The sequence below is a fragment of the Marinococcus sp. LNSP9103-4 genome (assembly GCF_056034345.1).
This window is the reverse complement of record NZ_JBQLIA010000004.1, coordinates 1-13,888: the sequence shown is the minus strand read 5'-3', so window position 1 is coordinate 13,888 and position 13,888 is coordinate 1. Positions and strand designations below refer to the sequence as shown.

The window sequence follows — 13,888 nt, the reverse complement described above, 5'->3', positions numbered from 1 at the left end:
TTTTTTTGAAATTACGCCCCTGGCGTATCCTCAAGATCATCCACCCGTTTTTCCAGATACTCGGTATCCTTGCGGGCGTTGAATTTTTCGGCTTTTTCCACCTTTACGCCGATGTTGTAATCCGGGATTTTTGCAAACTGCTCGTAGCGTCCCTTTGGCAGCAGGAAGTTACCCTCAGGAAAATGGACGCCCAGATTGCCCTTCGCCATGTCGGCAATCCGCGCCCGGCCCTGGAACACGCCGTACTGGTTGTACAGCACGACCGCCTCGCCGTCAGCGATCCGGTTTTCCTTCGCATCCGCTTCGTTCATGAGCACGTCATCACGCTCCGCCCCGTTGATCGGATCGGTTTTTTTGTACACCATCGAGTTAAACTGCTTGCCGCGCCGGGTCGTCAGGTAAAAGTCCCCCGGCTGCCGGTTCAGGTCTGGAATTTCGACCGGAATCAAATTGCCTCGTCCGTCCGGCGTCGGACAGACGCCGCCTTCGCACAGCCATGCGCCGCCCCACTGGAACACGTCGCCCTGCTTTTTCAGATGCTGGACGCCGTTGTAGTTCGGGTTCGCCTTGGCCATTTCCCCGCGTACCTCGTAGCCATCCTTAAAATCAACCAGATGGGCCGTTTCCGGCTTCACGCGCTTGGCGAGGTCAATATAGATTTTCCATTCCGCCCGTGCTTCCTCAATCTTGTTTTTGTTGCCTTCGATTTCAGGGGAAAAATAGACCATCCGCTCGGTCGAGGTCGACGTGCCGCCGTCCTCCTGCTCGTAGCGGGTTTTCGCCGGCAGCACAATCACCGCCTCCTTCGCATCCACGAGCGTCGACGTGTTCAGGATAATGTCCTGATGCACGCGGACGTCGAGCTCCGAGAGCGCCTGTTCCACAAAACCCGGCTCCGGCATCGTTTCCAGGAAGTTGCCGCCGGACAGGTAGTACATTTTGATTTTGCGCTCATGATCCTCAGGCAGCATAATGTTTTCAAGCGTCACGCCTACGACGTCTCCCTGCCATTTCGGAATGTCAAAGCCCCAGAGCTTTTCGATCCGCTCGATGTTGTCGCCTTTAAAGTCGCCGCCCGGAAGCACAAACGGATCGGCGCCCATTTCACCGCTTCCCTGCACGCTCGAGTGGCCGCGAAACGGCATCAGGCCGCTGTACTGGCGGCCGAGAAAGCCGCGCAGCAGCGCGAGGTTTGCCACCTGGGAAATGTTGTCGGTTGCAAACGAATGCATCGTAAGCCCAAGCGCCCAGGCAAATACAGCATTTTTGCTGCGGGCAAGCAGGTCGGAAAGCTCGATGATCCGCTCGCGGGTCACGCCGGATGATTCCGTAATTTCCTCCCACGACTGCGCCATGACCTGCTGCTTCAGCTCTTCGTAGCCGTTCACGTGCTCGTCGACGAAGTCATGGTTGATCGCAGATCCCGGCATCTCTTCCTCCATGTCAAACCAGTGCTTCATGATGCCGTGCATAAACGCAATGTCGCCGCCGATATTAATCTGGTAAAAGTCGTCCGCAACCTTGGTCCCAAACAGCGCCGACTCCGGATTCGACGGAATCCAGTACTCGTCCATCGACGGCTCACGGTACGGGTTGATGACAATAATTTTCGTGCCCTTTTTCTTCGCCTCGAGCATGTATTTCGTAGAGACCGGCGAGCTGTTGGACGCCACGCTCCCCCAGAACATCAGCACGTCGGTGCCAATCCAGTCCTGATAGTTGGCTGTCGATGCCCCGACGCCGACTGATCGCTTCATCGCGGTCTTACTCGGTGAGTGGCAGATTCTCGACGCGTTGTCGATATGGTTTGCCCCGAGAAACCGGGACACCTTGGCGGCCACGTAGTAAGATTCGTTCGTAATGCCGCGCGACGTTAAGTAGAACGCATACTGCTTCGGGTCGAGCTCCTTCATTTTATCCGCGATCGTATCCATCGCATCGTCCCAGCTTAGCCGGGAGAATTTGCGCTCGCCCTTGCGGCGGATCATCGGATACGGCACACGGCCGAGCTCCCGCAGCTCGGTGCTCGAGTATTCGCGGAGCTCATCAATATCCTTGTTTAAAATTTCATCGTCGACCGCCGGCATTGTGTTCAGCCGCAGCACATTCAGCCGCGTTGTACAGATGTGCGGACCGCTGAGCGTCTGGTCGTACAGCCCGGATACCCCGAGCGCGCAGCCGTCGCAGACGCCCTTCGTAATAATGTTTTTCGCGTAGCCGAGGTTGTCCTTGTTGTCCCAGGCAATTTTCATCGAATCCCGGATATGCTTTGGCTTCACTTTGCCGAGGCCGAACGGAATCGGACTCACCCAGTGCTCCGGTGCCGGCATTTTGGCTTTTTTCATTGGTCCCTGGTGCTTGGTTTCTCCCATAATCAATAACTCCTCTATGTGTAATAATAAAAAAACCACCTCACGCCCCGGAGCCTGTATCGCCCGGAGCGCAAAGCGGTTGAGTCTTTTGCAGGGTCGCTGCGAAGTGCCTAACCTGTGTATTTAAGAAAATTTCTCCTGAATGTTGTCACTGAACACGAAGATCGACATGCCGAAATCCTTTTCGATATCAATATCCACATACAAATCGACGAACGTGCTGCCGAGGAATTCTTCCATTTCCACGGGATGATTCTTTTTGTACATGTCCTTCACCATCTCGGTCCGGGCCGCCCGAAGCATCTGTTCACCGTTGTCGGCGGCGGCAATAAACTTTTCCACCGGCGACAGGTTGCCCTCCATCTCGCAGATCGCCCAGTGCTTGCAGAACGTGGTGTTGATTTTGCCCGGCCCTTTGCCCATATGCCGTTTGCGGAACGCCTTGACCAGGTTGCTGAACTCAGCTTCGTATTTGTTCATTTTTTTCACCTTTACTATTTATACTCTCTAAATTTTATGCGCCGCGGCCGCAAAAATCAACTCGAAAGCCTCTCTGCCTTAGCCGGCTCGGCGTTCGCCTGCTTCAGCTGGCGGATATCAATACGGATTAACAGCGACACGAGAAGCGCGACGATAAACATGCTGCCAAAAATCGAAAGCGTGAGCGCATAGCTCTCGGTCACCCCGCGAATCCAGGAGGCAAGCAGCGGGCCCACCAGGCCGGCAGCCGCCCAGGCGGTCAGCACGTAGCCGTGAATGGCGCCAAGCTGCTTCGTGCCGAAAATATCGCCAATGTAGGCCGGGATGGAGGCGAAACCGCCGCCGTAGCATGTCATGATTAAGAACAGTGCCAGCTGGAACAACAGCGCTACGGTCAGGTTCGGCAGCGCAAAGAAGGTCACGATCTGAATCAGGAAAAAGGCCGTGTACACGTTCGGGCGTCCGAGATAGTCGGAAATACTCGCCCAGGCGATGCGGCCGGCGCCGTTGAAAAAGCCCATCAGGCCGACCGTGGTGGCCGCAGCGGCTGCCGACAGCCCGGCAATTTCCTGCGCCATCGGGGAAGCCACCGATAAAATCGCGATCCCGCACGTGACGTTAATGAACAGCATGACCCACAGGTACCAGAAGCGGCGCGTTTTGACCGCTTCGTTCGCCGTCAGCTGCGCGAGATCCGGCTTCTGTTTTCCAGCAGCCGTGTATTCCTTCATGTATCCTTCCGGCGGACGCTCGAGGTACAGCGCCGAGCTCATCATCACGATAAAATATACTGCCCCTAGAATGAAAAACGTTAACGGAATGCCGGCGCCTTCAATGAGTGAGGCCATCACCGGGCTTGCGATCATTGCCGCAAAGCCAAACCCCATAATCGCAAGGCCCGTAGCGAGCCCCCGGCGGTCCGGAAACCATTTCACGAGCGTCGACACCGGTGTGATGTAGCCGATGCCAAGACCGATACCGCCAAGCATGCCGTACGTTATGTATAACAGCCAGAGCGACTCTATCATCGTCGCTGCCCCGGAGCCGATCATGCCGAAGCCGAAAAAGCTTGCGGCAACCATCCCCGATACCCTCGGGCCATGCTTTTCAACGAAGTGTCCCATAAATGCAGCCGACAGCCCCAGAAATAGGATCGCAATGCTGAATGTGAGCGACACGGCGCTTAAATTCCACCCGTAGGCGTCAATGAGCGGATTGGTGAACACGCTCCACGCGTAGACCGATCCGATCGAAATGTGAATCCCGACAGCCGCGAGCGCAATCAGCCAGCGGTTTTTTGTTTTGTTCATTCCTCTCACTCCCCGATATGTAATAATAAAAAAAGCGCCGCCTGCTCCGCCGGGATAAAAATCCCCAACAGAAACAGAACGACGCTTAGCTTCAGGCAGGACCTCTGCCAAAATACCATGTAATCGTTTCCATAATTATACTCATTTAAAACCGCCTGCAGGAGCGCTGCCGCGATGTTTAAATGTTACAGCTTTCTGAACACCTTTATCATAGCTGTTTTCGGGCTGAATTTCAATCTCAATTTTATCTTTCCGTTTATTTCTAATCATTTTCCCTTTTAAAGATTATTCCAAGTATTATTAATTTTATTCCTATTTCTCACAGCTTTCTCGGCATCTTTATTACGAGTTTCAATTAAGGTGAATTGAACGCTTTGTTTTATCAAACCTAACCATACCGGCATATTAAAACTCAATGGATTGCCATGGTTCTTAATAATTTTAGCCACGTTACCACTTGCCGCTACTGAGTGGCTTATAAATAACATTTTTTCCAGACGAATGTTTTGTTCTAATTCATTTAAATTTCTATCTAAATATACACCAGGTGTCTCATATGGTTCACTTGTTTTTTTATGATACAACCTGTTTAAAAGTTCAATACTACCTGGCACTGTGCTCATCGTTAAAAAATGCCTTAGATCGTATCCTTCTACATACATCCACCTTGCGATATCTGCAAAAGTACGGTCATTCTCTCCCAAACTCCCAAATTGTAACAATTGAGTAAAGCCCCAACCCGGTACAGGCAAACCCATTTTTGTACATGCGTCTGATAGTAAATGACCTAGCCATAAAAGTGGAGCAAATATTTTATCGTTTAGAGAAGCTTTGCCTAAGTGGCTCATATCTACTGAATGAATAATTCCTTTACTATCTATAAAAGTTAAAGTGTCGTTCCAAATATCTAAGGTACCAAACAAAAGACCAAAAAAAGGATCATGGCCTAAACTCATCATTCTGTGAGTTTTAGGATAAAAGCCATTAACATCTCCTTGATAATTATTGAACCTTTTGCTAGTGCTGGCATCGTAATTTACTTTAAAGGTTTTTTCTAATTTAGTGATAATATTCTTGAAATCTCCACTTTCATCTCCTATCTTTTTTATTTCGCTTGTTAGTGCACTTCCTTTTTGATGATACTTACCTAGATAATTGATATCTTTCGGCAATTTAACTAAAAACATATCAACTAAAACTCCTACCAAACCAATAGCAAAGGCTACAAAGTAATCAGTTTTAGTCAAAGGAGATAACAGATTTGCATTTGTATAAATTTCCTTTTCAATTTCTCTATGCGTTTGTTCTGAAAAGTTTAAAAAATATTGTTTATCATAATTAATATCGATTTCTGGAATTTGTGAAAAGCTAGAGCTTTCGCTACCTTGACCTGTTAGTGATTCCAACTCTTTTTGCAATTGTTGCAGCTCTAGACTATTGGTTTTCGACTTTATATTGTTTTGTCTTAAACGATTTTGAGAATCTGCCAATCCGTTTTGTATTTCGTCGAAATCATCATCAAAATCAAAAATTTTCTTTTTCGACATCACTTATACGCTCCTTATTAAACAAATTGATCCAAATTAACTTCTGAACGTTTAAGAGTAGTTTTTAAATATTGAATTGACTTCGATAAATTTTTAATTTGTTTTTTATTTTCTTTTTCATTCATTTCTAAATCTGTAAGTTCTTCATTTAATTTTTTAATAACTTTCTTTTGTTCTCCAATCATTTCTTGAGCAAATCTAACGTCATGTTGTTCAGATAAAATAATTTCTTTCATAATCACTTCTAATTTTGCCCCTTCACGTAAAGCTAGACTAGAAGAATCCTTTAGCATCCCTCCTAAAGCCATACCGCTTAATGAACCAAAAATACTTCCTCCTCCAACTATAACTGTCATACCACCAGCCATACCCATCCCACCAGCAGCTACTGCACCACCGCCAAGTGCGGCTAATCCTGCATTTGTAGCCGCCGCTCCTGCCAATCCAGCTGGGGCTGCTAGCCCAGCAATAAAGGGGGTTGCAAGACCAGCGGTCAAAGCTATTAATATTGCTCCTCCTCCAGCCCCTGCCAGCATTTTTGTACCAACTTTAGAAATAGAACGTACTGATTTTTTAAAGGTCTTATTTGTATTTTCAATAAATTCTTCGTCGATGTCTAATAAGCGTGCATAACGCACAACATTGTAATTGAGTATTTTTTTATCATATTTTACTCTTTCATGTGTTTTAAATTTTATTTCATCGACAGGAAAGTACGGAACAAACAAATTCAGTTCCAACAATATTAAGTACAGAGGTGTTCGAAGATTCTCACAATTTTTCACAGCGATTTCGCATTCTTCTATTAATTGTTTTTCTTCCTCAACAAGGGTCCATTCATGATATTCTTCTCCATTTAATACATCTTCGACACCTTTAACCCAACTTTGCAGCCATTCTTCTTTTTTTTCTTTAATGGTATTATTTTTTTCAAACTCAATATCAGACATTACTAAGGACTTTTGTAAACTAAAAAGTAATCGGGTTTGCCTTTTATCTAAACCAAATTTTTCTAAAACACTCATAAAAAATCCCCCTTTTATGTTTTATAACTAACAATATTTTCTAATAATATAGTACTATATAAGAGACTATAAAACTATATTTTTTAAAAAATATGACAAATCCGATTCAGTAAAAATTACTGAATCGGATTTGTCATTAATAGAAAAGAAAATTTAATAAAAAGTCCCTTCTCAAATAATCATGATTTAGTGGGTTCGCTCCCCCGCACCCGCGGCGCCCGGTACGCCATGAGCGCGATTACCATAGCGACCACCACAAGCGCGCTTCCGGCCCAGGAGGTGGCGGCAACGACGGACTGCTCCACGACGATACCGCCGAGAATCGAGCCGATCGCAATGCCGACCTGGAGCGCCGACGTGTTGACGCTCTGCTGGATGTCGGACGTTTCCGGCGCGACCGCAATCAGATAGCTCTGCTGCGCCGGCGCAATCGACCAGCTGAGAATACCCCAGATAATCACGGCTATGATAAAGAGCGCCATCGAGTTGGTCGCAAATGGCAAAATGAATAGGATAACCGCAAACGAAGCAATGAACGTTAGCGACATTTTTTTGGAGCCAAACTGGTCGGTGAGCCAGCCGCCGACGCCCCCGCCGGAGACCGCCGCTGCTCCGAAAATAAAGAACATGGCGCTGATCCAGAACGAATTCAGTCCCATCGTCTCCTGCATGAACGGATTAAAGTAGCCGTACAGCGTATAATGGCCCGCAAGCACCAGAAGCGTCACACTGTGGATACCGACGATCTTGATATCTTTGAGCGAGCGGATCTGCTGGCCGACAGTAACCACCTGCTCCGGCTGCATGCGCGGCAGAAAGCGGATCATGACGGCGCCAATCAGTACCGTCAGCATAGCGATCATCACGAAGATGATCCGCCAGCCGAACGCCTCCCCGATCAGCACGCCGAGCGGCACGCCGAGGACGAGCGCCGAGCTGACGCCCATCGTCACGAGGCCGATGCTGCGCGAGCGGTATTTCGCCTCCACAAGCTTCGGCGCCATCGTAAGCGCGAGCACGATAATGAGCGCCGCACTCGCTGCGGTTACAAACCGGGCGGCCATGAGGACGGTAAACGTTGGTGCCAGGCTTGCGCCTATATTGGCAATCGCAAATACCGCAAGCGCCCATATGTACACCGTTTTCCGTTCCACATTGGACGTAAATGACAGCAGTAGCGGGCCCGCCACCGCAAATACGAGGGCAAAAATGGTAATCAGCTGGCCAGCAATAGCAATCGACACCGATAAATCCTCCGAAATGAGCGGGAGAATCCCGCTGATAATCAGCTCGACCATCCCGACGATAAACGCCGACACCGCCAGTAAGTAAACACGTGAATTCATAGCACAGTGACCTTCGAAAGACGCCTCCGCCTTTCGTTCCTTTCTATCCTAAAATCTTCTATCTCATTCTAACACGAACCTCCCACCGGAAACGATCATCTGCCTGCATAAAAAAGCAGCGCCCGTAATGGGCCCTGCCTTCTCTCATTTATATCAGCTGCACATTTTGTGTCGGTTTTTCGTGATTCTGGTACTGTTTGGCCATAATGCCTTCCGGGGTAATCTCCCAATCGGTGATTGAAAGAACCAATTCGTGCCGAAAACCGGTCAGGCGACAGGAGGCAAGCTCCTCTATGTGTACCGGGCGTCCCTGCAGTTCTTCGAGCAGTTCATACGTTTCCGGCTTCCACATCATATATTCGTCATAAAAGAAGGGAATAAGCAGTCCTTCTTTCCGTTCCTTCGCCTGTTCGTAGTTCACAATTGCACTATCACGAAAAAGAGAGCCGATGTCTTCCCAGCGATCCGAGCGGACCTGGGCAGCAATGAATGTGTTTCTCATCTGTGACAACTCCTTTCCCCTCTCTATTCCCAGAAGAAAGGAAAGTTAGTCATGAATGGTGAATGTTTTCATAGGAAGCGCACACATTCATTGCGGCTGAAACAGTTCCACCAGCAGCAGTGCCACCGCGCCGAGCATGGTTGCTTTGCTGCCAAACTCGGTAATGACGACTTCTGTCTGCTTGGCCTGTTTGGTGAGACCACGCTCCTGAATCGTGCGCCGGACCGGATCGAGCACGTACTTTCCGGACTCCGACACCCCGCCGCCGAGTATGATTTTCGTTGGGTTGATAATATGAATCAGATTGGTGAGACCGATGCCTAGATATTCCCCGGTCTGCCGGAGAATGTCAATGGCGAGCGGATCGCCCGCTTCGGCAGCTTTTAAAACTATTTCCCCACTCACTTGCTTCGTGTTACCCTCAACCAACTCCCATATCCGGCTCTCCGGATGATTTTTCAGGCTTTCCACGGTCCGTTCGGCAACGGCCGGTCCCGAAGCGACGGTCTGCAGGCAGCCGTTGCTTCCGCACGCACACCGGCGACCGTGCACGTCAATCGCCATATGGCCGAGCTCCCCGGCGATGTCATATTCGCCGTGATAAAGCTCGCCATTGATAATAATACCGGAGCCGATGCCCCGTCCGACGTTGACCGCGACCATGCTTTTGACATTTTCGCCGCTGCCAAACCAGGCTTCGCCAAGCGCCATGGCACGGGCATCGTTTTCCACCTTCACGAGAAAGCCAAATTCCTTTTCCAGTTCGTCTTTAATCGGAATATCCCGGAGATGCAGGTTCGGCGCAAACAGCGACGTTCCTGTCGCCACATCGACAACCCCGTGCATGGCCACCCCGATTCCGACGACTTTGTCCCGCATGAGAGGAATTTCATTTAATAAATCATGAATACCCCGTTTCACTACATCCAGAAATCCTGATTCCTCCGTCAGGTTAATGCTTTCCCTCAGGTGATGAATCACGGTGCCCGACAGATCCGCAAGGCCAAACTCCACCTCCGTCGGACCGGCATCGAGACCGATAATATAAAAATCCCCGCTGTTGATCACAAGCATCGTCGGCTTCCGGCCGCCCTGCGAATCGCCGAGGCGGCTTTCTTTGACGATCCCCTGCTCGATCAGCTCACGCACGTTCGCGCTCACCGTCGGCGGGGTCAGGTTTGTTTCTTTCGCAATCTGGGCACGTGATATCGGGCCCTCGCTACGGATTTTGTTTAATACAATTGATTTGTTAATGGACTTCATCCATTGAAAACTGCCGGTTTGCATAACTGATCCCCCGTTTCGCGGCCCCTGGTTCTTATTCCACGTGCCCTGATGCTATAAATAAAACCTGCGCGGCTTTTCTATTTGTTATTCCCCGCGCAAACGAAGCTGAAAATGGAAAGGCTCCGTGTGCAGCCTGTACTGCTCCAGCACATCCGGTCCGCAGCTGGCCGAACCGAGGCCGTGCTGCTGATGATCAATTTTCACCGTAACATATTCCTCTTTTCTCAGATCGTAACGGTGCCTGGCCTCTTCCATGTTTTTCTGGCTGTACTCCTGGATGGTAAAGTCAAAACGCTCCCCGCGTGCTTCGGCCGTTAACGCTACAGCTCCGCCTTTCAGCGTTACTTCGCGTACGTCGTGGCGGTTGCCGTTTTCCTGCGGGAAAATGTACGGTGTCATAAGCTCCGGCACCGGCGACGACCACTGGCCGCGCCGCACAGACTGCCGGCTGTCGCGGTAGGCCTCTCCCGGTCCGAGTCCGAGCCAGTCCACCTGCTGCATCGTTTTCGGCACCGTCCATTCAATGCCAACCCGCGGCAGGGTGTCCGGGTAGTGACCGCGCGGAACAACAGAAATATCCACGTCCACCGTCCCCGATGGAGCAATCACATACGTCCACTCCACAGCCATATTCCACGCCAGGCCCGGAGGCGCGACGCTTTCCTGAACACTCACGTGCACAGTTTCTCCGTGTTCGGCCACATGAACGGCTTCCGTACGCGTAAGCAGGTAATGCAGCCCGAAAGATTTCCACGTTTCCTCCGACGGTACCGGTTTCCATTCCTTCTGTCCCCAGCGGTCATTATCGATCGGCGCCCGCCAGAGATTCAGCTTCGGTCCGTGTTCGATCAGCGGCTCTCCGTTATGGGTCCATGCATTCATTCTTCCGGTTTGTTTGCAAAACGCCAGGTGCGTTATTCCCCCGGAAATAATCCATTCGGCCCCGGTTTCCGTTACGGCAAGCGTTGATTCGCTGCCGCCTTCGTCCGGCACCTCGCCCGGAAGCGCCGCTTCCTGCAGCACGTGCTCGCTCCAGGCAATCTCATGGCCCACCGCGGCCCACTCGGTCTCTTCCTTCAGCGAGCATTCCACTGTGAGCGTCACCTCTTCGGTTGATTCAGCTTCCACCGTTTCATACGGAATACTGAGCGGCTGCGACGTACGTGCCGGCGCTTCGATGTCCCGGAGTTCGCCAGCCTGAATGGTCGTCCCGTCGACTTTCACCTGCCAGTGAACCGCCAGGTGATCCGTGCCGAGAAAATCATATTCGTTTACAATCCGGTATGCGCCGTCACTGTCTGCTTTCACCCAGATGGGCTGGATGATTTTTTTGTATTCCCGCAGCGCCGGGGACGGCGTCCGGTCCGGCATCAGCAGTCCGTCGATGACGAAGTTGCCGTCGTGCGGGTATTCCCCGAAGTCGCCGCCGTAGGCAAAGTATCTTTCGCCATTATCAGTCGTACTTAAAATGCCCTGGTCGATCCATTCCCATACGAACCCGCCCTGCAGCCGGTCGTGCCGGCGGATCGTTTCCCAGTATTCCTTCAATCCACCCGGGCCGTTGCCCATCGCATGCGCGTATTCACACAGAATGTGCGGTTTTTTATATTCCGTACGTGCTCCGAGCTGGTCCATCACTTCCACGCTTGTGTACATCGTTGTAAACACATCGGAGGCAGTCGGATCCTCGTCCGGCTGGTTCCGCACCGACGCTTCATTCATCAGCTGGCGCGTTTCGCCCTCGTAGTGTACGAGCCGTCCCGGATCGCGCTCTTTGGCCCAGTCGGCCATCGCCTGGTGGTTCGGACCGAAGCCGGACTCGTTGCCGAGCGACCACATGATGATCGACGGGTGGTTTTTATCGCGTTCCACCATCCGCACCATCCGGTCCAGATACGCCTCTTTCCAGTCCTCATCCCGGCTGAGCTGACTCCAGTCGTTTATCACGTCAAAGCCGTGGCACTCCAGATCCGCCTCATCGATCACATACAGCCCGTAGCGGTTGCACAGGTCGTAAAAGGCCGGAGCGTTCGGGTAATGTGCGGTGCGCACGGCGTTGATGTTGTACTGCTTCATGAGACGTACGTCTTCCTCCATGCGAGCCCGGCTGACCGCCCGTCCGGTTTCCGGATCGTGGTCGTGGCGGTTGACACCCTTCAGCGTAATCGGCACCCCGTTCACAAGAAACACACCGCCCTTCAGTTCGACGGACCGAAAGCCCACATCATGGACAATCCGGTCCACTTCTTCCCCGCTTTCGTTTCGCACGACCAGCACGAGCTGATACAGGTACGGGGACTCTGCGGACCACTTTTCCGGGTTCGCGACGTTCACATCGACGCTTGCACCTGCACTATCCGCCGGCAGCTGTGCCGTACCGATTTCCTCCACTCCGTCATACAGATAGGCGTCCACCATATGGGCTTCGTCCCGGCGGTTCGTCTGCACCTCTACACGGCAGACCGCGTCGCGGTAATCACCGTCCAGCAGCGTACGAACAAAAAAGTCATTCATGTACACAGATGGTTTGATCTGCACCGACACGTCGCGGAAAATACCGCTCATCCACCACATGTCCTGGTCTTCAATGTAGCTGCCGTCAGACCACTGGTACACCCGCACGGCGATATGATTGGTCCCCGCCGTCACAAGCCCGGTAACGTCAAATTCCGCCGGCACCCGACTGCCCTGACTGTAGCCTGCCTCCCGGCCGTTGATCCAGACGTGAAACGCGCTGTCGACGCCTTCAAAGACGAGCAGCACTGTGTGATCCTCCGGCACCTCCTCCAGTTCAAAGGTACGGCGGTAGCTGCCGGTCGGGTTCTCCGACGGAATGTTCGGTGGATCCACCGGAAACGGATAAATCACGTTCGTGTAATGCGGACGGCCGTAGCCATGCAGCTGCCAGTGCGACGGAACGGCGAGCGTGTCCCAGGACGCGTCGGAAAACTCCGGATCGTAAAACCCTTCCGGCGCCTCCTCCGGCGACGGAGCGTAGTGGAATTTCCAGTCGCCGTTTAACAGCGTGACCCCTTTGTCGCCTCCCGTGCTTTCCTGTGATACAAACGACGCCCGGGCCGCCCGGCGGTTCCGCTGCAGCGTGGTTAAATCTTCCCAATCTTTTTGCATAGCAATGCCTCCTAGTTGAACTGTTTAATAATGGTGATCCTAAATAAAGTGTCTAAGTTGTTAAAGCCGATGATAAACTCCCCATTATAGCCGGAATAAATTTCCCCACGTAGAATACAAACCATAGCTGAGAAAGGAGTGCTGTGGTTTGTGAAAACGAAAGGGGAATTTTTTATGATCAAGGAAATGAAAGAACGAGGAATGTCGATCTCCGATATTGCCAGAGAACTTCACATGGATCGCAAAACGGTACGTAAATACCTCTCGACTCCGTCAGCGCCGGTATCTTCCAAACGGAAACAGAAAGCCAGTAAACTCGATCCCTACAAATCCTATCTGGACCAGCGGATGTTGGAGGATCAGGTGTGGAATAGTGTGAAATTGTTCGAAGAAATTGAGGCGCAGGGCTATCGTGGTGGGCTTACCATTCTGAAGGATTACATGAAGCCCTATCGGGCTGCCGCGAAAAAGAAATATACGATGCGGTATGAAACGCGGCCGGGGGAACAGATGCAGGTGGATTGGAAAGATGTTGGGCTGATGGAGATCGACGGCAAGCAGCGCAAACTGTCGTTATTCGTGGTGATTCTCGGATATTCGCGAATGAAGTATGCCTGGTTAACCGACAAACAGGACCTGGAGCATGTGATAGAAGGGATCCTTCGGGCGTTTGAGTATTTTGGGGGTATCCCGAAGCACCTTCTGTTCGACAACATGAAGACGGTGGTCCATGGACGGGATCAGGGGCGGGTGTTGTGGAATGAACGATTCGCGGCCTTTGCCGTGTGAACGCTAGAATAAAGTTGACAGATTTTGCTTGATTCGATTTTACACTTTTGCTCCATCAATCTGATCCTTTAGTAAAATAGATAATGACGTTATTTTACTGG

The 13,888-nt window shown here is 51.1% G+C and carries 9 protein-coding genes and 1 pseudogene; 1 reads left to right on the top strand and 9 read right to left on the bottom strand.

Annotation, left to right across the window (positions count from 1 at the left end):
• Window positions 1-11: 11 nt before the first annotated feature.
• The 9 genes from ACTRXG_RS03880 to ACTRXG_RS03840 all read right to left on the bottom strand — a co-directional run bounded on the left by ACTRXG_RS03880 (window position 12) and on the right by ACTRXG_RS03840 (window position 12,998).
• Complete coding sequence (locus tag ACTRXG_RS03880) at window positions 12-2,372, bottom strand: FdhF/YdeP family oxidoreductase (RefSeq protein ID WP_474284076.1); 2,361 nt, start codon at window positions 2,370-2,372, stop codon at window positions 12-14.
• Window positions 2,373-2,495: 123 nt separating this feature from the next.
• Window positions 2,496-2,852 (bottom strand): Na-translocating system protein MpsC family protein, encoded by a 357-nt coding sequence (locus ACTRXG_RS03875; RefSeq protein WP_474261603.1) that lies wholly within the window; start codon window positions 2,850-2,852, stop codon window positions 2,496-2,498.
• Between the two features lie 56 nt (window positions 2,853-2,908).
• Window positions 2,909-4,162, bottom strand: coding sequence for an L-lactate MFS transporter (locus ACTRXG_RS03870; protein ID WP_474284075.1), 1,254 nt, complete (start codon window positions 4,160-4,162; stop codon window positions 2,909-2,911).
• Window positions 4,163-4,440: 278 nt separating this feature from the next.
• Window positions 4,441-5,709 carry a hypothetical protein gene (locus ACTRXG_RS03865; RefSeq protein WP_474284074.1) on the bottom strand — a complete coding sequence of 423 codons (1,269 nt, stop codon included), beginning with the start codon at window positions 5,707-5,709 and terminating at the stop codon, window positions 4,441-4,443.
• A 17-nt stretch (window positions 5,710-5,726) separates the two neighbouring features.
• Window positions 5,727-6,734: a DUF726 domain-containing protein gene (locus ACTRXG_RS03860; RefSeq protein WP_474284073.1), complete on the bottom strand. Its 1,008-nt coding sequence runs from the start codon at window positions 6,732-6,734 to the stop codon at window positions 5,727-5,729.
• Window positions 6,735-6,913: 179 nt separating this feature from the next.
• On the bottom strand, window positions 6,914-8,080 hold the full coding sequence (locus ACTRXG_RS03855) for an MFS transporter (RefSeq protein WP_474284072.1): 1,167 nt from the start codon (window positions 8,078-8,080) through the stop codon (window positions 6,914-6,916).
• Window positions 8,081-8,228: 148 nt separating this feature from the next.
• A complete protein-coding gene (locus ACTRXG_RS03850; RefSeq protein WP_474261607.1) occupies window positions 8,229-8,582 on the bottom strand; it encodes a hypothetical protein in 354 nt (117 codons plus the stop codon).
• Between the two features lie 87 nt (window positions 8,583-8,669).
• A complete protein-coding gene (locus tag ACTRXG_RS03845) occupies window positions 8,670-9,869 on the bottom strand; it encodes an ROK family transcriptional regulator (RefSeq protein ID WP_474284071.1) in 1,200 nt (399 codons plus the stop codon).
• Window positions 9,870-9,953: 84 nt separating this feature from the next.
• Window positions 9,954-12,998, bottom strand: coding sequence for a glycoside hydrolase family 2 TIM barrel-domain containing protein (locus tag ACTRXG_RS03840; RefSeq protein WP_474284070.1), 3,045 nt, complete (start codon window positions 12,996-12,998; stop codon window positions 9,954-9,956).
• A 150-nt stretch (window positions 12,999-13,148) separates the two neighbouring features.
• Here ACTRXG_RS03840 and istA point away from each other — a divergent pair.
• Window positions 13,149-13,781: pseudogene (gene istA, locus ACTRXG_RS03835) on the top strand (IS21 family transposase); the annotation flags it as partial.
• Window positions 13,782-13,888 lie beyond the last annotated feature (107 nt).